Below are 19324 nucleotides of genomic sequence, written 5' to 3' on the forward strand. Positions count from 1 at the left end.
GAATCATCCTTTGTTTGATGTTTGAATGGAAGAAATGATGCGTGCCGGAGCACCGGCCGCCGTTACCCTGTCCGGTATGGGACGGATCACCGCGGAGCCGGCGCCGACAATGCTCCAAGCCCCGATTGTGATCTGCGGTATGACGGATGCACCAGTTCCGACGTGAGCGCCTTCCTGAACGGAAACCGCTCCTGACAGCGTGACACGCGGGGACAGATGAACGTAATCGCTGATTTGATTGTCGTGCTCTGCCACTGCACCCGTATTGATGATGCAATGAGCGCCGATGCGCGCATCCGCCTGAATGATCGCGCCCGCCATAATCACTGTCCCTTCCCCGATGACAGCCGACTTGCTGACGATGGCTGACGGGTGAATCAATGTAATAAAATCATCTTTCCTCAGTCCCAGTCGCACCGCCAGCTGTTTTCTGACACTGTTATTCCCAACAGCAATCAGAAACAGCACATCCGGAATGAGCCTGCGCAGTTCAGTAACGGCTTCCGGCGGTCCTGTGTACCATTCTTTTCCGCCTTCGAACGTTTTGAATTTATCATCCAGCACCGCGGCTAAGCGCGTATCTGAGCGGGCGTTTATCAGCTCTCTGATCACCTTTCCGTGTCCGCCGTCACCCACAATGGCCACGTTTTTCATGAGGACACATCTCCGCTTCCGGTAAACCGTTCCGCGGTCACATGATTGGTTTGCTGAATCCCTTCTGAAACAAGGACCTTTCGCACCGTCAAACATAAAATTTTCAAATCGAGAAAAAATGACCGGTTGTCAACGTACCATACATCTAATTCAAATTTCTTTTCCCAGGAAATCGCGTTTCTGCCATTGATTTGCGCCCAGCCTGTGATACCCGGCTTCACCTCATGGCGCCGTGCCTGTTTTTCTGTATAAAGAGGCAGATAGTCCATCAAAAGCGGCCGCGGCCCGACAAGGCTAAGATCGCCCTTCAGGACATTCAGGAGCTGCGGAAGCTCATCAATGCTCAGCTTTCTGATCAGCCTGCCCGTTTTCGTCAGCCGGACTTCATCTGGCAGCAGATTTCCCTCACTGTCCCGTTCATCCGTCATTGTCCGGAACTTATATAGGGTGAACGGTTTGCCGTGCAGGCCTGGCCTTACTTGCTTAAAGAAGACAGGTGATCCTATTTTCAGCCTGACAACGGCGATGGTGAACAGAATGATCACACTCGTACAGCACAACAAAAAAATGGCGGCCGTCAGATCAAAAAGTCGTTTCAGGATCAAAGATTCACAGCTCCTTTCGTTTTTCGAAACCGTTTTAGTATCAGCTGTCTTTCCTCTTTTGTACAAACGAGCATAAAAGCGAAAACAGCGTAGCAAAAGCTGACTGTCACTCCCGTCGCTATCAGTGACGGCCAGCTGTCAATCTTCACAACGAACTGAATTGCCTTACAGACCGTCCAGGCAAATACAGCGGCTGAAAGAGGCCCGATTATGCCTTTAAAGAACACGTGCTTTTTGTAGCCTGTAATGCGGGATACGTAAAGCGGCGTAAAGATGGCATTTTTTAAAATAAGAGAAATGGCCCCTGCCAATGTTATGCCGTACAGACCGAGATGAGCCGGCCCGCTCAGCGTGACCGCCAGCACCACATTCACCGCACCTAACAGCAGGGTAACAATCGCCGGTGTTTTTTGTTGATTAAAAGCGGTCCATATATAAAACAGCGGCATAAAGGCGAGGCTGACAACCAAGTATCCGGCATGAATAAATAAAAGCGGTGCTATCGTTGAAAAGGACGGTCCGAGCCAGATTGTCAGAAAAGGTCCCGCCAATCCGCCCAATAAGGCAGCAGGAAGTGCAAGCAAAAGACCATTGAGCCTTACTGCCTTATTGGCGTAATTCATCAATCCTTCCATATCGCCTTTTGAATAATATGAAGTCATGATGGGCGCAAACAGGGATGCGACCGTTCCGGCCAAGCTGCGCAAAAGCAGCGGAAACTGGATAATCGCCGCGTATTTCCCGGATGCAGACGCCCCCAGCATCAAATTGGCGGTTAACAGATCAATCTGCAAAAAAAGCAGGACGCCGATTTGATTGACGGAGCTCCATGCGCCCGCTTGAAACAGCTCCTTGCTTGTACGGAATGAAAGATCCTTCATACGAAACGAAAACCACGGAATCAGCTTTTTGAAGAAATAGAAAGACAGCACAGACGCAATAACAGCACCAGCTAAAGCTGCAAGCTGGATCTGCCAGATTTTCGGCGCAAAGCATGCAAACAGGAGCAGCACAGACAGCACCCGTATAAGCATTTGCACCGCCTGAATGGAACTGGTGATATAAAGGCGGTTGGCATAAAATGGTGCAGCGCCGAAGCCCGCCATCAGAAACGTTAAAATAAACAGCAAACTGCCGATTAAAATCGACAAACGCACATCAGCCAAAAGCGCTTGCGGCACATTCATGACGCGGTCAATAAAAAAAGCCGAACCCGCAAGCGGCAGCAAGAGCAGCAATGAAATCAAAACAGAGGCCGCTAAATAATTGCTGATATACGCATTTGCTTTCTCCCGCTCTCCCCTGTGGGCAGCAACAGAAAAGAACCGAACGACAACCGAGCTGAGCGCCACGGTAATAATCGAAAAGTAATTAATCACATTTTGTGTCAAGTGAACAAAGCCAAACGCTTCCACACCGAGCGTTTTGACAATAAAAGGCGTCATCCAAACCGATAGGAAAACGGACAAGAGAAAAGCCGTGAGATTAGCGCTGAAGTTTATTGTGAATTTCATGCTTGCTTCGCACTGCCTTTCATTATCCCCCGATGCTCGAAAAACAGCTTGATGAGAAAAGTGAGCCGCCATTTACACAGTGCTAATACCAAGCGCTCTCCTCTTAATAATTTCTCATGCTGAAACGGTGTATGTCTGACAGCCTGCCGCACCATGTCATAGGATAAAATCTGTCTGATCTTCTTTTTGATGTCTTTCGGCGAATTCGGAGAAGCACAGGCATTTGCCAAAAGCATCGGAAGCTGGTGCCTGCAAATGTACACATTCAAATCTTCTTGGCATGCGCCTGCTAAGCCATAGTGATTGTAGAATGCGATTTTAGCTTGATATTGTTTTTGAAGATGTTCATCCATCGCCGGCTTATAAGGGATTTCTGTCAGGCTGTTCGGGTTTTCACGATAAATGTACAATCCCTCATCAAGCATTTTCACCCGCTCCGCTTCGCAAAAAGCGGACAAATTGAAGGGAGAGTCTTCAGCAAAACGGATGTCTTCATCAAACATCAGATTCGCCCTATCAAAAAGCTCACGGCGGTAAAGATAACGCCATACATACCAGATAAATCTCGTTTCGTGAGCATGTTTAAGCCGTTCAGTCATTTCTCGTTTTGTCAGCACGCGGTTTGCCTCAAGATGCGGCGGCACATATGTCCGCCTGTCCGATGACTGTTTGTAAAAACCGCATCCGACGATGTCGAGCCGATTTTCCTCCGCTTCTTCAGCCAGTCTCTGGAACATGGAGGAAGATACATAATCGTCTCCGTCTACAAAGCCGATGTAAGTGCCCCGCGCGGCCTTTATTCCCGTATTTCGCGCTGAACTAAGCCCGCCGTTTGCCTGATGAATGACCCAGATTCTCGCATCCCGTTTTGCATAGTCCTCTGCAATCTCGCCTGAACGATCCGGTGTTCCGTCATTCACGAGGATGATTTCAATATCAGAAAGCGTTTGACGAAGCAAAGAATCAATGCACTCCCCTATAAATGGTTCAACATTATACATCGGGACAATAATGCTGACGAGCGGGGTCATTGCGCTTCACCGCTGATTTTGTCACGCAGACCTTTAAAATACACATCTCTCGGAAAGCCTGCACGGGATGTTTCTTTTGTTAAAAGCTCATTGACTGCGGCTGTTACGCGCTCTGGCTCCGGATGTTCTATCAGCTTCATGAACGGGATGTCTTTAAGCCATTGATAGCCCTCCATCACCTTATGGTCAAAGGAGCGAATGACAACACACGGCGTTCCTGTCAGCGCGCAAAAAATCATGCCATGAAGCCTGTCAGTGACGACGGCTTCTGCGCTTTGCAGCTTAGACCACAGCGCTTCAAGCTCATGTTCGCGTGTATCGCGGCTGACCCGGCGGCCGATCGTTGTCTTAAAGGATTTGATCTCGCCGAATTCCTCACATAGCGCAGCCTTGACCCGGTTCCTCTGCTCCTCCTGAAGCACGCTTTCCTGATCCTCGCGCAAACACATATAAACCCCTTCGCGTTCTGCGGGGGCCTTGCTTCTGTCTAAATACAGCACCATGTCCGGCTGCTTCAAAATTGTTTTTTCTTGAAAATGCTGTTTCATAAATTGATACGTTGTTTCATCCCGCGCCATCAGCAACAGGCCGGGGTGCGCATTATAAATTTTCTGTGCCCGTTTCAGCTCTTTGCGCCCTTTTTTCGTGTCAGAAAAATGAGCCGTTGCCGGAAGCTGGACAACCCGATAGTCATGGAATGTTTTAATGATGAAGCGGCGCGTCCACTCCTCATAACGGTATAAATCCCCCATATTTCCGCCGCCGATGATAAAGACCATATCCTCCGGATGGCGCGAGCGGATCAGGTTTTTTGCTGATTTGTAAATGTCCTTCATATCGACCTCGACGATGTCAAAGTCCGGGTATTCTTGCTCAAGAAATGCCTTGCTGGCATAAGCAATTGCGTGATCTCCCAAATTGTCATGGGACGGCAGCAGGGTCAGTATGATTTTTTTCTGATGTGCTGCGGCCTTTACCGGTTGATCTGCCGCTCCCAGCCAATATTGGGACGGGTATTTGACCTTTAGCAGCAGCCATTCTGCAAAATTGATTTTCAACGATTGTAACGACATGTCCTCACCCTCTGTTTCTCATTTTGTACTCGATCACCCGCTGATACACAGCCGATGCCATAGCGACGAACGGAATCATTCTGTATTTCGCCATCAGAAGAAGGCATGACCGTTTTGCGTCAAAAGGAGCAGTACCCGTTTTTGAAAGACTTTCTTGAAACACCGGGTCCGCGCATATCACGCCAACATTTCTAAGCTTTTCAAACAGCCGGCGGCTTCCGCTCGTTTTCCATTCATTCAGCATACAGATGCTGCTGTGAAGAACGATAAAGGTATCAAGCTCCTTGCGATACTCCTCCAGTTTGTTGTTCTCCTGTAAAAACGCCGCATTCGCCTCATACAGCGCAAGTCCTGATTCAAACAATTTTTTCTGATAGCGCTGCACAATGGAGGAAAGGTGAATTCGGTAATGATAGAGCGGCGTTTTTACGTAGGCTACTGAGCGGGCGAAAAAATGAGCCCTGAAGCTGAAAAACTGATCCTCGACATGCTCCAGCTCGCCTCGGAGCGGAAACGACAGCCGATGGGCTTCAATCATGCTTCTTCTGTACAGTTTGTTCCATGAAAACCCTCTGACCTTCCCTTCGAATAACGCCTTGATATAGTGCTCCTTCGGTTGATCCTGATAGGTTTGGGCAATGTCAGAGTCCATGGTTTTGCCAGTGTCCTCAAACTCTGCGGCGTAATTGCAAATGACCAGATCAGTTTCATCGCCTGCTGCCCGGAGCATCTGCTCGCAATAATCAGGCTCAATCCAATCGTCTGAATCGATAAACGCGATAAATTCGCCGCGTGCTGCCTCAATGCCTTTATTCCGAACCGCACCGAGACCCTGGTTCTCTTGATGAATCACCTTGAACCTGTTGTCCATATTGGCGTATTCTTCTGCAATATCCGGGCTTGCGTCTGCTGAACCGTCATTAACAATGATGATTTCTATATTGTCCACTGTCTGGTTCCGCAGTGATTCGAGACACGTTCTGATATATGTTTCTGTGTTATAAACAGCGACTAACAGACTAACCGCAGGTGTTTCCATAATGACCGGCTCCTCTTGCATAAATTACCGGGAAAAAATCGTTCTGTAAGGCAGAACGGATGAATCAACCGGCATAAGCAAATAACTGTAAAGAAAATAACAAACAACAATAGCGATATAGATAAGGGCGTTCGATTTTTCATCAAATATCCTGACAAAATAAGGGACTAAGATCATTTGATACAGACCGAAATAAATATTGAATCTGGCAAAAATCACGTCCTTTGTGGCCAAAAGGCCGAACAAAAAACCAAGCAGGCACAAATTGACTACAATATCGATTTGCGGCCACAGACTCCGCAATCGTTCTTTATAGCAAAATGCAAGGAACAGCGGCAGAACCAACACAGCGATTTTGATCACATTCATTCCATTTGTGTTCGTCATGAGCCATTTTTCATAATGGCTGTATGAGCTGTTTTCAAGTACAACGACAAACACAGAAATAAATTTTTGATATAAAAATGTCATGCCGAGAAATAAAGCGGATAGGCCGAATATCGCCGGTGACCAGGCTTTTCTTCTGACAATAAAGTACACTGGAATCATAATCAGCGCCGACGAATGAAAGAGAGAGCTGACCAGCACAATCAGGAAATATCGCTTCCAGTTCCCGCTGATGATATAACGGATCGCCCAAAACAAAGCAGCTGCGACCATATATTGCCTGATGCCGTTAAAAGACGCGTAGTAATGAAAGGTTCCCAAAAACAAAAAGACACTCAGCTCAAACGGCCTGCCATAGTCGGCGAGTGTCTTCATAATAAAGCTGTAGGTCACGACCGCCACCGTAAAATACATGATTTGAGGATCTTCCGTGATGAAATTCATCAGCCAAAGGAGTGCGGTAAACCCCGGATCTGTCGCTGTTTTCGCAGTGCCGAAACCGAATATCTGCCACACATTTTGATAATCGCCCGCCAATTCGTACAGCAGCGTGTACGTCTGAAAATCCGTGCCGACTCGATAGCGGAGACCTGACACGAGCACAAGTGAAGCGAGCGGAATCCAGATCAAAAGCTTATTCGGCCGATACCCCGTGGCAAGCGAATCGTCACGGCCGCCGCACATTTTAGCGAACCAAGACCAAATAAATACAATCCCCATATTGACGGCATATACAATCATCGGTCATGGTCCTTTTCCGTGCTGATGTTGTATACATTCAGCAGCGCTCCTACATTTTGCTGTGCATCGTAGCCAAGTTGAGCGAGTGTTTCTTTGATGAACTCACGCTTCGGCCTGCCTGCGGCGGCCGCCCTTGCAATGGTTTCAGCCCAGACGCTGATCGGCTCAGAAAGACTTAATCTTGTGACAAGCCCGAGACCGGCGTCGACTTTTTCTGTAATGCTGTCTGAAATGATGCATGGAAGCCCCGACGCCTGTGCTTCCACAAGCACAACCGGCAAGCCTTCGTACAGAGACGGCATGACAAATACATCAAATGTGCGCATCAATTCATGGATCCGTTCTTCCGTGCCTAAAAAGAGGACGTCTGAAAGCAAATTCTGCTGCCGCGCCTCCTCCTCTATCTCCCCGCGCAACGGCCCGTCTCCCGCCAGAACGAGCTGAAAGCGAACGCCTCTTTCTTTGAGATGTGCGGCAAGTTTAAGCAGGAACGCGTGGTTTTTCACTTCATGAAACCGGGCCACATGGCCAATGATGAGCCGGTCGGCTGCAATGCCGCGTGCTGCTTTTTCTTCATCAGCCGCCTGCCCATTTGGGGCGAACAACTCAAGGTCAATCCCATTCGGAAGAAGGTGAACACGCTCCCGCTCCATATTGGACTGTCCAAATAAAAACCTGCCCGCATCCTCTCCGCAGGCACACAGCGCTGTCGCATTCGCCAAGATGAGCCGCCTGAACACCATCAGCTGCAAGCGATCCTTCCAATTGAAGCCGGTCTTCCAAGACGTATTGTGGGAATGGCATACCCTGACCGGCACTCCGGCGAGCCTTGCCGCAAGGGCGATAAAGCCCGTTTGGAAATCCGTGTGCGCATGAACGGCGCTGAACGGCCCGTTTTCTTTTATCGCGTTTCTCACATTCCTCACAAATGTAAGGGGATTGCTTTGCCCAATGCTCGGGACATAAAAAAGCCGCCCGCCTAAAGATAAAATCTCTTCATCATAAGCGCACGGATCATTTCGATACGTTAAAAAGTCAAATTGCACTTTGCTTTTGTCCATCTTCCGATATAAATTCATTACCATGGTTTCCGCGCCGCCCCTGTTCATGCCGCTGAGAACATGGAGCACGCGCTTTTGGCTGCTATTCATGCTTGACAAGCCCTTCCTTTTGGTTCATCACTCTTTTTTTGTGGTAGCGATTCATCACGGCTGCAGGCATAAACGCGCGGATTAACGGTTTTGCGATATATATGTAATCAGATAAAGGAAGCTTCAAGCGTCTGCACGCCTGATAGACAAGAATGGCATTGTCGATTGAATACGTAAATGACCGCCGTTTGAATGCATCGCTGTCTTCCCTCACTTTATACAAGGCTTCCTGAAGATTATAGCCCCTGAAGCCCTCTTCAAAAAAGCGAAGCCACAAATCAATATCTTCCATTCGTCTCGTTCGCCGCACCGACCGATAGCCTTTCAGCGTGCGGTAGGAACTCGCTCTCATCATAATCGTGCCGTGGCAAAATGGGGTCCCTTTTGCCATGATGCCCGGCTCCGGAACAGAAGGCAGAATGCGGGTGCCTCTTACGCCAAATTCATCAAACACAAGCATGCCGGTGCCAACCACCTGATAGTGTCGGTGCTTTTCTAAAAACGCGACCTGCTTTTCCAGGCGGCGCGGGAACGAAAGATCATCTCCGTCTTGACGTGCGATATAATCTCCTGTCGCATGCGAAAGACAATGATTTAATGATGCGGCAAGCCGCTTGTTTGTTTTGTTTTGAATCAGTTTGATGCGGTCGCTGTAATGAGCGGCATACTGCTTCGCGATACGGAGCGTGCCGTCTGTTGACGCATCATCGCACAAAATCAGCTCCCAATTTTTATAGGATTGGCTGAGAATGGATTCTATGCTTTCTGCCAAAGTGCGTTCGCAATTATAAATGCCCATAATGACAGAAACTTTCGGTCCTGAGTTCATACGCTTTTCTCCTTTGTATCCATATCCATGTACGCGGAATAAATATCTGCCATTTCTTCCACCGTTCGCGCCTCCGAGAAGCGCAAGGCTGTTTTTCGGCCTTCCTGTCCCAGCTTTCGGCAGAGCTCCGGCTTATGGTAAAGCTGTTCAATCCGGCGGGCAAAAGCAGCACTGTCACCGATTTTGATCAGAAAACCGTTTTCTCCGTCGCGGATGATTTCCCGATGCCCGCGATTATCTGTGGCGATCGCCGGTTTTTCTGCCGCCATTCCCTCAAGCACATTCATGCCGAGGCCCTCTCTAATGCTGGATGCGACAGATATATCCGCAAGCTGAATCAGCTCATGTATGTCGCTGCAAAAGCCGTAAAAACAGACATTGGCGGAAGCGCCAAGCTTTTCAGCCAACGTTTGATACGTTTGTTCCATTGCCCCTTCCCCGGCAAACACAAGGCGAAGCGAGGGAATTTTTTCTTTTAGCAAGGCTGCGGCTTCAATTAACAGCTTCTGGTTTTTGTTCAGATTGAGCTCAGCCGGATAAACCAATATAAAATCATCTTCACGGAATCCGTGCTTTTCTCTGAGTCTTTGCTGCTCTATCGGACTGACAGGCCGGAAACGCTCGGTATTGACGCCAATGCCGTGAATTTTCTGCGTCCTTCCGCCCGGCCTTTGAAGTCCTTTCGCCCGTTTATAATCCTCTTCATTAATCGTAATCAGGCAGTCCGTATATGCTGAAAGCCATTTCTCGACCGGATAGTAAAGAAACCAATTTTTCATTGGTGCTCCTTTGCAGAAGTGAAATCCGTGCGCTGTGTACAGCACCTTTGTTCCGCACCGCCGTGCCTGCCTCGCCGCCAGTCTGGCGAGAACACCGCCGACCGGTGTATGGCAATGGACAATATCGTATTCATAGGTGTCGATCACTTTCTTCAGCTGCCTATAAACGGCCAGGTTCTGAGGGTTAAAAGGTGACCTGCGAATCGGGATGGAGAATTTCTCATCCACATACGGCAGCTTGGTTTGTCCGTTCGCGGCGACATGAACCTCCCAGCCCATTTGCTTGAACCATTTAAAATAAGGGAGGTGAAAGGCCTTAAAATGATAATCAACAGTCGCGCAAAACAATATCTTTTTCGTCATTTTCACTCCCCCTAATGAACGCTGGCAGCCGTCATTTTGTCTGATGTATTGATTGCCGCAAACAGCCTCGCTCTCAGGTCGGCTTCCGACAGTTCAGTGAAATCCTCGATAAAGCGCATCAGCACCGGCCAGTCGCCGTCTACCGCTTTGCCGATATGAATTTTTGGAAAGACTTGTTCAGCGTGGACTTCATTTTTGTTCAGTAATTCTTCATACATTTTTTCGCCCGGACGAATGCCTGTGAATTCGATCGGAACCTGCTCAGTCGTGTAGCCGGACAAATGAATGAGGTTTTTGGCAAGATCCACAATCTTTACGGGCTCTCCCATATCGAGAACGAAAATCTGACGCCCTTTCGCCAGTGCCCCAGCCTGAATCACAAGCCTTGATGCCTCGGGAATCGTCATGAAATAGCGGGTCATTGCCGGATGTGTTACTGTCACCGGGCCGCCTTTTTCAATCTGTTTTTTGAAAATCGGAATGACGCTGCCGCGGCTCCCGAGTACATTGCCGAAGCGAACAGCGACAAATTTGGTTCTGCTGACTTTCCCAAGATTCATAATAATCATCTCTGCGAATCGTTTTGTCGCCCCCATTACGTTGGCTGGGTTCACCGCTTTGTCCGATGAAATCAGCACGAATGTCTCTGTTCCCGACATATCGGCTGCTTCCGCGACATTTTTTGTTCCGATAATATTGTTTTTGACCGCCTCTTCAGGATTGTGTTCCATTAAAGGCACATGCTTATGGGCAGCTGCATGATAGACAACATGCGGCTCGTATTTTTTCATCAAGGTAAACATTTTATCGCGGTCCTGCACATCAGCGATTTCCGTATGGAACACAATGTGTTTGCCGAATCGTCCGTTCAGCTCTGTATAAATCGAATGAATGCTGTTTTCCCCATGGCCGAGCAGAATAATTTCCTTAGGCTGAAACGCGCTGATCTGACGGCAGATTTCCGAGCCGATTGATCCGCCCGCTCCCGTGACGAGAACTGTTTTTCCTTTGATGCGGTTCGAAATTTCGCTAGTGTCGAGGGTTACCGGCTTTCTGCCGAGCAAGTCCTCAGCTTTTACATCTCTGATTTGTCCGGCAGTTCGTGTGCCAAGCAGCATTTCATCAAAATGAGGCATAATTTTAATGCTTACTCCTGTTCGCACACATTCTTTATATAACACCTGAAGCTCATGGGTGCGGAGTGAAGGAATGGCAATAATAATATAATTAATTTTGAGCTTTTGCACCGCAGGCATGATACTTTCTTTTCCGCCGATTACGGGCAGTCCCATAATTTCTAATTTATGCTTCGTTTGGTCGTCATCAATAAAAGCGACAGGTATGATATCAGGTTCATCTTTCGAAAGCAGCTGCCTGACCATCAGAGTCCCACCTGAGCCCGCCCCGATAATCAGCGCGCGGGACGAGGCGCAGCGTTTTTTCCTGATGCTTTCGTTTAATACTCTGGATAAAATACGGGTCCCTCCAATAGACAAAAGCTGAAGCACCCAGCACGCGGTTAACAGACGGAAGAACATCGTATGATACACAGCATACTGAATGATACCGGTCACAGCGGCGGAAAGCGTAATGCCCTTAAGCAGGACAATCAGCTCGCCGAGTCCGGTGTATGTCCATACCTGTTTATACTGATTGAACAGGAAAGCACACACATGATAGCTGAGGAGCAAGCTGACAGCGGTAAGCAGTAATGCTCCGGAGTCATAAAATTGATAGGAATCTTTTAAAAATTGATATCCTGCAATAACTGAATTTAAAACGAGGTAAGTATCCAGCGCAATAATCATTGACAGTCTTCTCCGGTAACTCAACCTTTTCCCCCCTAATTCTTTTATCGGTTTAGCTGCGGCGGTTTTCGTCTCTCCAAAAAATCGGCAGCAGCTAAACCGACAATACGTCCTATGTATATATCAGATAAGTGGGCATTTAACCCATCCTCACGCCCCGCCAGCGACGACCAGCATCTAAGGCAGCAACTTCAGCTGCCCACAGCAGAGCCGAGTGCCTCCATTGATACAGGTCAGGAGACATCACCTTTACAAAAACTAGTAGGAATAGTGTTCCGATTTTTTCATTTTCTTTTTGTTTAAAAGAGCGCCTAACAGCTTCGCATTGGATTGTTCCAGTGCATCTTTTGCTTTCAGAACGGTATCGGTTTTTGTTTTTCCGCTTAAAACGACGAGCACGCTGCCGTCTGTTTGATTTGCTAGAATCTGAGCATCTGCAACAGCCAAAAGCGGAGGGGAATCAAAGATGACGAGGCTGAATTGTTCATAGATCTCAGATATTAAGTCTCCCATTGCTTTTGAAGACAGCAGTTCTGCCGGATTTGGCGGGGTCGGCCCGCTTGTCAGTACATATAAGTTATCGATCGGCGTCTTTTGCACCGTCTTACTGAGTGAAGCATTGCCGACCAGCACATTTGTCAGCCCGGTTACATTATCAACCTGAAACGTCTGATTGATGGTCGGCTTTCTTAAATCGGCATCCACCAGCAGTACTTTCTTTTCCTGCTGCTGCGCAAAGACAGCCGCAAGATTCGCTGCACTGAACGATTTACCTTCACCAGGCACAGAGGAGGTGACGAGGATAGATCGCAAGTTGGTCTGGACAGATGAGAACTCAATGTTTGTCCGAATGGTGCGATATTGTTCCGCAACAACTGATTTATTGTGTAAAACAGATATTTGAGCCAAACCTCGCCTTGCTTTCTTTTTTCTAAAGATCACTCGCTTCACTCCCCGAAATGTTTTATCCCGCGATTCCGCCCTTTGTGGACATCAGGAACGGAGCCTAAGCATGGCAATCCGGTTCTCTCGCTGAGCTGCCGTGCGCTTTTGCAAGTATCATCGAGAAAATGCAGAAAAAATGCCAGTGTAATGCCGCCCATGACAGCAGCGCCAAAAGCCATGACCATATTTCGCAGCCTGGCCGGCTTGATCATCGGGCTTTCCGAAGCCTTCGCCTCTGATAATATATGTACGCCTTGTACATTCATTCTTTCATCTACTTCTTTTTCAAACTTGTTCACTAACGTGTTCGCAATCTCAGCTGCTTTCGCCGGATCGTGATCCTGAACGGCAACGTTGATTATTTCTGATTCATTTTCACTGCTGGTAACCACTTTTCCTTTCAGCGAGGAAGCCGATTCAGATAGGTGCAATTCCGCCTTAACTTCTTCCATCAAGGCAGTGCTTTTCATAATCGATTGGAACGTGCTGCTATACTGAAGATTTCGCTGGATGTCACTGAGATTCGAGTTTTCTTCACCGTCTGATTCATGAACCAGCACCTGTGTCGACGCCTGGTAGGTCGGTGAAATGACCTTAAATTGCACAAAACCCATAATAAGGGTGACGCCGATTGTGATGAGCAGAATCAGCACGAATCTGTGTCTGACAATCGCATATAATTCTTTGAAACTCATATTCTCATTCATGTATTCATAGCCTTCAGCCTTCCCGCGGCTGGCTTCCCGCGCCCCTTTCTGTTAATGATTGGATTATAAAAGAAAACGTTATTATTTAAAAATTGCAAAATAAGCCAATAAGTTCTCTTTAGAGAACAAAAACGTGATTTTCCTCTAATTTACTGCACTTCCCTTATTATTTTAAATTTTATAAAGAACGAAAAATTCCTTATAATGAACGAAATAACGACAGGAATAGAGGAGAATTTCATATTATGATTGGAAGAATTATCCGTTTGTACCGTAAAAGAAAAGGCTATTCTATTAATCAGCTGGCTGTTGAGTCAGGCGTATCCAAATCCTATTTAAGCAAGATTGAAAGAGGCGTTCACACGAATCCGTCCGTTCAATTTTTAAAAAAAGTTTCTGCCACACTGGAAGTTGAATTAACAGAATTATTTGACGCAGAAACAATGATGTATGAAAAAATCAGCGGCGGTGAAGAAGAATGGCGCGTCCATTTAGTGCAAGCCGTACAAGCCGGGATGGAAAAGGAAGAATTGTTCACTTTTACGAACAGGCTAAAGAAAGAACAGCCTGAAACTGCCTCTTACCGCAACCGCAAACTGACGGAATCCAATATAGAAGAATGGAAAGCGCTGATGGCGGAAGCAAGAGAAATCGGCTTGACTGTCCATGAAGTCAAATCCTTTTTAAAAACAATGGGAAGATGATGATCGGTTAAGGGCTAACGTTCGCATCTGTAGGGTAAATCTGTTTATAATGGGGGAAAAAGGGAGAGAACACGATGACTCATCAAATAGTAACGACTCAATACGGCAAAGTAAAGGGCACAACGGAAAACGGCGTACATAAGTGGAAAGGAATCCCCTATGCCAAGCCGCCTGTCGGACAATGGCGTTTTAAAGCACCTGAGCCGCCTGAAGTGTGGGAAGATGTCCTTGATGCCACAGCGTACGGCCCTATTTGCCCGCAGCCGTCTGATTTGCTGTCACTGTCGTATACTGAGCTGCCCCGCCAGTCCGAGGATTGCTTGTTTGTCAATGTATTTGCGCCTGACACTCCAAGCCAAAACCTGCCTGTCATGGTTTGGATTCACGGAGGCGCTTTTTATCTCGGCGCGGGCAGTGAGCCATTGTATGACGGATCAAAACTTGCGGCGCAGGGAGAGGTCATTGTCGTTACACTGAACTATCGGCTGGGGCCGTTTGGCTTTTTGCACTTGTCTTCATTTAATGAGGCGTATTCCGATAACCTTGGGCTTTTAGACCAAGCCGCCGCACTGAAATGGGTGCGAGAGAATATCTCAGCGTTTGGCGGTGATCCCGATAACGTAACAGTATTTGGAGAATCCGCCGGCGGCATGAGCATTGCCGCGCTGCTTGCTATGCCTGCGGCAAAAGGCCTGTTCCAGAAAGCGATCATGGAAAGCGGCGCTTCCCGAACAATGACAAAAGAACAAGCGGCAAGCACTGCGGCTGCCTTTTTACAAGTCCTTGGAATTAATGAGAGCCAGCTGGATAAATTGCATACGGTTTCTGCGGAAGATTTGCTAAAAGCGGCTGATCAGCTTCGGATTGCAGAAAAAGAAAATATCTTTCAGCTGTTCTTCCAGCCCGCCCTTGATCCGAAAACGCTCCCTGCTGAACCAGAAAAAGCGATCGCAGAAGGGGCTGCTTCCGGCATTCCGCTATTAATCGGAACAACCCGTGATGAAGGATATTTATTTTTCACCCCGGATTCAGACGTTCATTCTCAGGAAACGCTTGATGCAGCGCTCGAGTATTTACTAGGGAAGCCGCTGGCAGAGAAAGCTGCCGATTTGTATCCGCGTTCTCTGGAAAGCCAAATTCATATGATGACTGATTTATTATTTTGGCGCCCTGCCGTCGCCTATGCATCCGCACAGTCCCATTACGCCCCTGTCTGGATGTACCGGTTCGATTGGCATCCGGAGAAACCGCCGTACAATAAAGCGTTTCACGCATTAGAGCTTCCTTTTGTCTTTGGAAATCTTGACGGATTAGAACGAATGGCAAACGCGGAGGTTACGGATGAGGTGAAACAGCTTTCTCACTCGATACAATCAGCATGGATCACATTCGCCAAAACAGGAAACCCAAGCACCGAAGCTGTGAATTGGCCGGCGTATCAGGAAGAAACAAGAGAGACGCTGATTTTAGATTCAGAGATTACGATCGAAAACGATCCCGAATCTGAAAAAAGGCAGAAACTATTCCCTCCAAAAGGAGAATAAACAAGGGGAAAACAGGATACATTGGTGCTGCCATTGTTGTGGCAGCTTGTATCATTATTTTATCGGCCGTGGTATGTTTACGGGACACAGTCTATTACCAGCCTATGCGCTGGACTGGCATCATACTGTTTTTCACGGGAATTGTGATGGTTCCCGCATACTCAGCAAAAAGAAAACCCGGAAAAGAGAAGTAATTCTCTTTTCCGGGTTTTTATGTTTATTATAATCTTCCCGCGCGAATATCGTCTGTCATTCCCTCATAAGGAGCCTTCGAAATCACTTCTTCGTTGTCGACTCCTTCATTTTTCAGAAATGTAATTTCCGCAAATTCAGGTACAACGTATTTTGGATACGTTTCATATTTTTCGCGGGATTCTTCCATCAAATCAATGTGGTCATTTTGGTAGCAAACCGTAATTTCAGGATGTTCATGCACCCATTTCGGGAAGAAAATAATGCCGTGCATGCGTTTTTCATTTGGCATAAAGTTTAATGAAACATCCGTGCCAGTCGGCTCTGTCCAAGACACTTTATATACGCCTTCTGTCAGTTTGACAATATTCACTTCCTGATCCCGAACCCAGCGTCCGGCAACCATTCCGCTATGAATTCTATAATCAATTGTATGGTCGTTTTTAATATAAATCTCGTATTCCCAGCCGTTTTCATACGTATAAATCATGTGGCTTCCGATAAAGTTTTCCATTTTTCACACTCTCCTTAGTCTTTTACTGCACTTCATAAATGTCTAGTCGAACGTAATCAGGGGTTCTTTCTGCGGAACCGATAAACAAGCGGTCATGGAGCCATTGATAGGCTTCACTGCCTGTTTCAAACGTCGGTACCGTACGAAAATAAACATGCTCCGGATCAATGATTTCCCCGGCTGCCGCTTGTTTTCGAAACGGCTCGCTGACTTGCCGTATTCCATTGTTTTCAATGTAAATCAGTTCATGATCTGCTGTTTCGATCACATACCTGGCAGATAAATCGGTTCTGCCGTCAGCGCGAATCATTTGCGAATCGGCACCGCTCGGCAAAATACGTCCCTTTACTTCCCCGGTTATTGTTCCCGAACGAATCGGAATGAATCGTCTCAGTCCCAGGCCTGTCTCACCAATCGTGATAGGCGGATCAACCTTGATTTCTAAAGAGGCGAATGGTTTTAAAACCGGCTTCTTCACGAGAACCACCTCACCTTCAGAAAAAATCATGTAACTATTTACATGTTTAATTTAACACTATTGCAGTTAACTGTCAAACAATAGGAACATAAAAAAACAAGGACTGTTTGAAGACAGTCCTTGTCTGAAGCTAGCTTTGATATGGAAGATATGTGCTGACAGTGCTTTTTGCAAGACAGGCCGAGGAATCTATAATCGGAATCTCACTTTGAATATGATCTAACACCGCATTTAAATCCGTGCAGGCTGAAATGATGATGTCTGCATGCTGACTGATTTCTTCATATAGCGTCTGCCACAATGCTTGTGTATGCTCCATATGATTAGGCTGTTTGATTGCGGCGATAAGCTGGTTCACAGCCTGCTGCCAATGGTCCTTGTGAACAACTTCTTGTCCATTTGCCTTCAGAACTTTTTGGTAGATGGCGGATTGGATGGTTGGCTCTGTTCCTAAAACCACCGCTTTTTTTGCAGGATGCGGAATCTCTTTTATCGTTTCCTCAACGATATGCAACATAGGAACCGACAATGCCTGCTGAATCTCTTCATAGTAGACATGCGCCGTATTACAAGGCAGCGCAATGAAATCCACTCCTGTTTTCTCGAGCTTTACCGCTCCGTCGATAATCGCTTTTTTCATCTCGTCATGGTCAATTGGACGATCTGCATAGAAGGGCGTCGGGCATGAATAGATCATCATGTGCGGGTAGTCAATATCGTTTGAAGCCCCATACAGCTTCTGACAGTAATCAATCACCTTATCAATAAACGGCGAGGTCGATTTCGGCCCCATTCCGGCTAATATTCCGATCATCAAATTCATTCCTTTCTAATTCGTACGGACCGCTTCTTCCTCTGAGCCATCCTCATAGAGGATAAAGCTTTTCGCAGCATCCTCACCTAACATGAATTCAATTTCAACAGACAGTGATCGCAGAAAGAAACGGGTTTCCGAGGAAGGAAATAACTCCAGTCTCAGCTGCCCGGTGATCTCCAAATAAAGCCGTTCATTCTCGGCTGTCACCTGTGCAGCCGTCCCATCCTGCAACAGGTAGCTGCCAACATAGCGGCTGTATATAGCCGTATCAATTGCTTTTTTCTTTTTATCAGCAGGACGTTCCGGGACCTCATATGGCTGGCCAAATAGAATATGTTCCGCCGCCTTCAGAATCGCTTGTTCATATTCAGTATCCTCTTCCTTATTACTCAAATAGATCAGCGTTTTACGATGATCGATATATCGGATCATCATCGTCGAATAGCCGGGCCATCCTCCGCTGTGGCTGACAACCCGCCCTTTTTCAGGACTGTTTTGCAGTACCCAGCCAAAGCCATAATCAATTGTTTCTCCATTGTTGAGGCGCACTGGAGAAAACGCAGATTCCTTAGAAGCCTTGCTGATTAAATCGTCCTGATATAAAGCCTGATCAAATCGAAACAAATCGCTTGTGACAGAGTTCACCGTCCCATCTCCCTGTATGCCATCGAGATACACAACATAGTTCGTTTCCTCTAGCTCATCAGGGAGGACGTATGTTTCGGAATGTACATCATACACATATCCATATGCATAATGATCAATTCGCTCAGGCGAAAGCCTCCTGTTATACACTCTTGTTTCATTCATGCCGGCCGGTGAAAAAATACTTGTTTTCATAAAATCCGCATAGCTCATGCCAGATGCTTTTTCAATGATAACCGCCAGCAGCACATACCCCGTATTGCTGTACAGCCAGCCTTCATTCGGCTCAAAATAACCAGATAGCCCCTCATTCATCAGCATATCGACAATATCCTGATTCACCGCAATCTTGTGTGAATCCCAATTGGCAAAAAACCATCCCATATAATCAGGAAGCCCTGACGTATGGTTCAATAAATGCCGAATCGTTACGCCCTGATACGGAAAACCGGGCAGCCAGCGATCCACTTTATCTTCATAGCCAAGAATCCCCTTCTCCTCCAGCAAGATGATTCCCAATGCTGTAAAAGGCTTTGACAAAGACGCTAACTCAAACAAAGAGTTGGTTTTCAACGGGCGTTTTTCCGTCATTTCCGCATAGCCAAAAGAGTGATGATATAAAATATTGCCACCCTCCGCAGCCAGAACCGTCCCGTTAAACTGATGTTTTTCGCCTAATGTCTCAAATAATGCCTGAAGATGCTTTCTTTTATTCTGCTTCATTCCTCCACCTCCCATATCTCTGTACGTAACTAACCTACTAACGTTTCAAATATTTTGAAAACAATAAAAAAAGCTGATTAA

General features: G+C 47.0%; 20 protein-coding genes. 3 read left to right on the forward strand and 17 right to left on the reverse strand.

All coding sequences use genetic code 11. From position 1 onward, the window contains the following. Nucleotides 1–3 precede the first annotated feature (3 nt). From NX903_RS16690 to NX903_RS16750, 13 genes are all read right to left on the reverse strand, one after another. Nucleotides 4–654 (reverse strand): acetyltransferase, encoded by a 651-nt coding sequence (locus NX903_RS16690; RefSeq protein ID WP_086344342.1) that lies wholly within the window; start codon nt 652–654, stop codon nt 4–6. Further along, nucleotides 651–1259 carry a sugar transferase gene (locus NX903_RS16695; RefSeq protein WP_014480945.1) on the reverse strand — a complete coding sequence of 203 codons (609 nt, stop codon included), beginning with the start codon at nt 1257–1259 and terminating at the stop codon, nt 651–653. Before NX903_RS16695 ends, NX903_RS16690 begins: the two co-directional genes overlap by 4 nt. Then, complete coding sequence (locus NX903_RS16700; RefSeq protein ID WP_086344343.1) at nt 1256–2773, reverse strand: MATE family efflux transporter; 1518 nt, start codon at nt 2771–2773, stop codon at nt 1256–1258. Before NX903_RS16700 ends, NX903_RS16695 begins: the two co-directional genes overlap by 4 nt. Beyond that, nucleotides 2770–3804, reverse strand: coding sequence for a glycosyltransferase (locus tag NX903_RS16705; protein WP_086344344.1), 1035 nt, complete (start codon nt 3802–3804; stop codon nt 2770–2772). The genes NX903_RS16700 and NX903_RS16705 overlap by 4 nt, the downstream gene beginning before the upstream one ends. Beyond that, entirely contained in the window at nt 3801–4877 is a 1077-nt protein-coding gene (locus NX903_RS16710; RefSeq protein WP_042975316.1) for a polysaccharide pyruvyl transferase family protein, read from the reverse strand. Before NX903_RS16710 ends, NX903_RS16705 begins: the two co-directional genes overlap by 4 nt. Before the next feature lie 4 nt (nt 4878–4881). Then, nucleotides 4882–5916: a glycosyltransferase family 2 protein gene (locus NX903_RS16715; protein WP_086344345.1), complete on the reverse strand. Its 1035-nt coding sequence runs from the start codon at nt 5914–5916 to the stop codon at nt 4882–4884. Nucleotides 5917–5940: 24 nt separating this feature from the next. Then, on the reverse strand, nt 5941–7044 hold the full coding sequence (gene epsG, locus NX903_RS16720) for a biofilm exopolysaccharide biosynthesis protein EpsG (protein WP_015714749.1): 1104 nt from the start codon (nt 7042–7044) through the stop codon (nt 5941–5943). Continuing rightward, nucleotides 7041–8195, reverse strand: a complete 1155-nt coding sequence (locus tag NX903_RS16725) for a glycosyltransferase family 1 protein (RefSeq protein WP_024573440.1) — start codon at nt 8193–8195, stop codon at nt 7041–7043. Before NX903_RS16725 ends, epsG begins: the two co-directional genes overlap by 4 nt. After that, nucleotides 8188–9024: a glycosyltransferase EpsE gene (epsE, locus tag NX903_RS16730; protein WP_024573441.1), complete on the reverse strand. Its 837-nt coding sequence runs from the start codon at nt 9022–9024 to the stop codon at nt 8188–8190. The genes NX903_RS16725 and epsE overlap by 8 nt, the downstream gene beginning before the upstream one ends. Beyond that, nucleotides 9021–10166 carry a glycosyltransferase family 4 protein gene (locus tag NX903_RS16735; RefSeq protein ID WP_086344346.1) on the reverse strand — a complete coding sequence of 382 codons (1146 nt, stop codon included), beginning with the start codon at nt 10164–10166 and terminating at the stop codon, nt 9021–9023. Before NX903_RS16735 ends, epsE begins: the two co-directional genes overlap by 4 nt. An 11-nt stretch (nt 10167–10177) precedes the next feature. After that, nucleotides 10178–11998 (reverse strand): polysaccharide biosynthesis protein, encoded by a 1821-nt coding sequence (locus NX903_RS16740; RefSeq protein WP_172401337.1) that lies wholly within the window; start codon nt 11996–11998, stop codon nt 10178–10180. A gap of 234 nt (nt 11999–12232) precedes the next feature. Beyond that, entirely contained in the window at nt 12233–12916 is a 684-nt protein-coding gene (epsB, locus tag NX903_RS16745) for a protein tyrosine kinase EpsB (protein WP_077671047.1), read from the reverse strand. Nucleotides 12917–12921: 5 nt separating this feature from the next. Next, nucleotides 12922–13626 carry a YveK family protein gene (locus NX903_RS16750; protein ID WP_003228247.1) on the reverse strand — a complete coding sequence of 235 codons (705 nt, stop codon included), beginning with the start codon at nt 13624–13626 and terminating at the stop codon, nt 12922–12924. A 245-nt stretch (nt 13627–13871) separates the two neighbouring features. Here NX903_RS16750 and slrR point away from each other — a divergent pair, with 245 nt between their 5' ends. The 3 genes from slrR to NX903_RS16765 all read left to right on the forward strand — a co-directional run bounded on the left by slrR (nt 13872) and on the right by NX903_RS16765 (nt 16068). Then, nucleotides 13872–14330 (forward strand): HTH-type transcriptional regulator SlrR, encoded by a 459-nt coding sequence (gene slrR, locus NX903_RS16755; RefSeq protein WP_003228245.1) that lies wholly within the window; start codon nt 13872–13874, stop codon nt 14328–14330. Nucleotides 14331–14404: 74 nt separating this feature from the next. Continuing rightward, nucleotides 14405–15874 carry a para-nitrobenzyl esterase gene (pnbA, locus tag NX903_RS16760; RefSeq protein ID WP_086344347.1) on the forward strand — a complete coding sequence of 490 codons (1470 nt, stop codon included), beginning with the start codon at nt 14405–14407 and terminating at the stop codon, nt 15872–15874. Beyond that, complete coding sequence (locus tag NX903_RS16765) at nt 15871–16068, forward strand: hypothetical protein (RefSeq protein ID WP_086344348.1); 198 nt, start codon at nt 15871–15873, stop codon at nt 16066–16068. The genes pnbA and NX903_RS16765 overlap by 4 nt, the downstream gene beginning before the upstream one ends. 26 nt (nt 16069–16094) lie before the next feature. Here NX903_RS16765 and padC read toward each other — a convergent pair whose 3' ends face one another. The 4 genes from padC to NX903_RS16785 form a co-directional block, all read right to left on the reverse strand. Continuing rightward, nucleotides 16095–16580 carry a phenolic acid decarboxylase gene (gene padC, locus NX903_RS16770; RefSeq protein ID WP_003228238.1) on the reverse strand — a complete coding sequence of 162 codons (486 nt, stop codon included), beginning with the start codon at nt 16578–16580 and terminating at the stop codon, nt 16095–16097. A gap of 22 nt (nt 16581–16602) precedes the next feature. Next, nucleotides 16603–17058, reverse strand: a complete 456-nt coding sequence (locus NX903_RS16775; protein WP_033883464.1) for a DUF3237 domain-containing protein — start codon at nt 17056–17058, stop codon at nt 16603–16605. 130 nt (nt 17059–17188) lie between these two features. Then, the gene (gene racX, locus NX903_RS16780) at nt 17189–17872 is read right to left on the reverse strand and encodes a broad specificity amino-acid racemase RacX (protein WP_086344349.1); all 684 of its coding nucleotides are present in this window, start codon (nt 17870–17872) and stop codon (nt 17189–17191) included. A 15-nt stretch (nt 17873–17887) separates the two neighbouring features. After that, nucleotides 17888–19243, reverse strand: a complete 1356-nt coding sequence (locus NX903_RS16785) for a serine hydrolase (RefSeq protein WP_086344350.1) — start codon at nt 19241–19243, stop codon at nt 17888–17890. Nucleotides 19244–19324 lie beyond the last annotated feature (81 nt).

This window comes from Bacillus sp. FSL R5-0576, from assembly GCF_038004765.1.
Lineage (GTDB): Bacteria > Bacillota > Bacilli > Bacillales > Bacillaceae > Bacillus > Bacillus subtilis.

What these genes read in the sequence shown, in the direction of transcription:
- NX903_RS16690 (WP_086344342.1), bottom strand. Translation starts at nt 654, where the DNA reads ATGAAAAACGTGGCCATTGTGGGTGACGGCGGACACGGAAAGGTGATC.
- NX903_RS16700 (WP_086344343.1), bottom strand. Translation starts at nt 2,773, where the DNA reads ATGAAATTCACAATAAACTTCAGCGCTAATCTCACGGCTTTTCTCTTG.
- NX903_RS16705 (WP_086344344.1), bottom strand. Translation starts at nt 3,804, where the DNA reads ATGACCCCGCTCGTCAGCATTATTGTCCCGATGTATAATGTTGAACCA.
- NX903_RS16710 (WP_042975316.1), bottom strand. Translation starts at nt 4,877, where the DNA reads ATGTCGTTACAATCGTTGAAAATCAATTTTGCAGAATGGCTGCTGCTA.
- NX903_RS16715 (WP_086344345.1), bottom strand. Translation starts at nt 5,916, where the DNA reads ATGGAAACACCTGCGGTTAGTCTGTTAGTCGCTGTTTATAACACAGAA.
- epsG (WP_015714749.1), bottom strand. Translation starts at nt 7,044, where the DNA reads ATGATTGTATATGCCGTCAATATGGGGATTGTATTTATTTGGTCTTGG.
- NX903_RS16725 (WP_024573440.1), bottom strand. Translation starts at nt 8,195, where the DNA reads ATGAATAGCAGCCAAAAGCGCGTGCTCCATGTTCTCAGCGGCATGAAC.
- epsE (WP_024573441.1), bottom strand. Translation starts at nt 9,024, where the DNA reads ATGAACTCAGGACCGAAAGTTTCTGTCATTATGGGCATTTATAATTGC.
- NX903_RS16735 (WP_086344346.1), bottom strand. Translation starts at nt 10,166, where the DNA reads ATGACGAAAAAGATATTGTTTTGCGCGACTGTTGATTATCATTTTAAG.
- NX903_RS16750 (WP_003228247.1), bottom strand. Translation starts at nt 13,626, where the DNA reads ATGAATGAGAATATGAGTTTCAAAGAATTATATGCGATTGTCAGACAC.
- slrR (WP_003228245.1), top strand. Translation starts at nt 13,872, where the DNA reads ATGATTGGAAGAATTATCCGTTTGTACCGTAAAAGAAAAGGCTATTCT.
- pnbA (WP_086344347.1), top strand. Translation starts at nt 14,405, where the DNA reads ATGACTCATCAAATAGTAACGACTCAATACGGCAAAGTAAAGGGCACA.
- padC (WP_003228238.1), bottom strand. Translation starts at nt 16,580, where the DNA reads ATGGAAAACTTTATCGGAAGCCACATGATTTATACGTATGAAAACGGC.
- racX (WP_086344349.1), bottom strand. Translation starts at nt 17,872, where the DNA reads ATGATCGGAATATTAGCCGGAATGGGGCCGAAATCGACCTCGCCGTTT.
- NX903_RS16785 (WP_086344350.1), bottom strand. Translation starts at nt 19,243, where the DNA reads ATGAAGCAGAATAAAAGAAAGCATCTTCAGGCATTATTTGAGACATTA.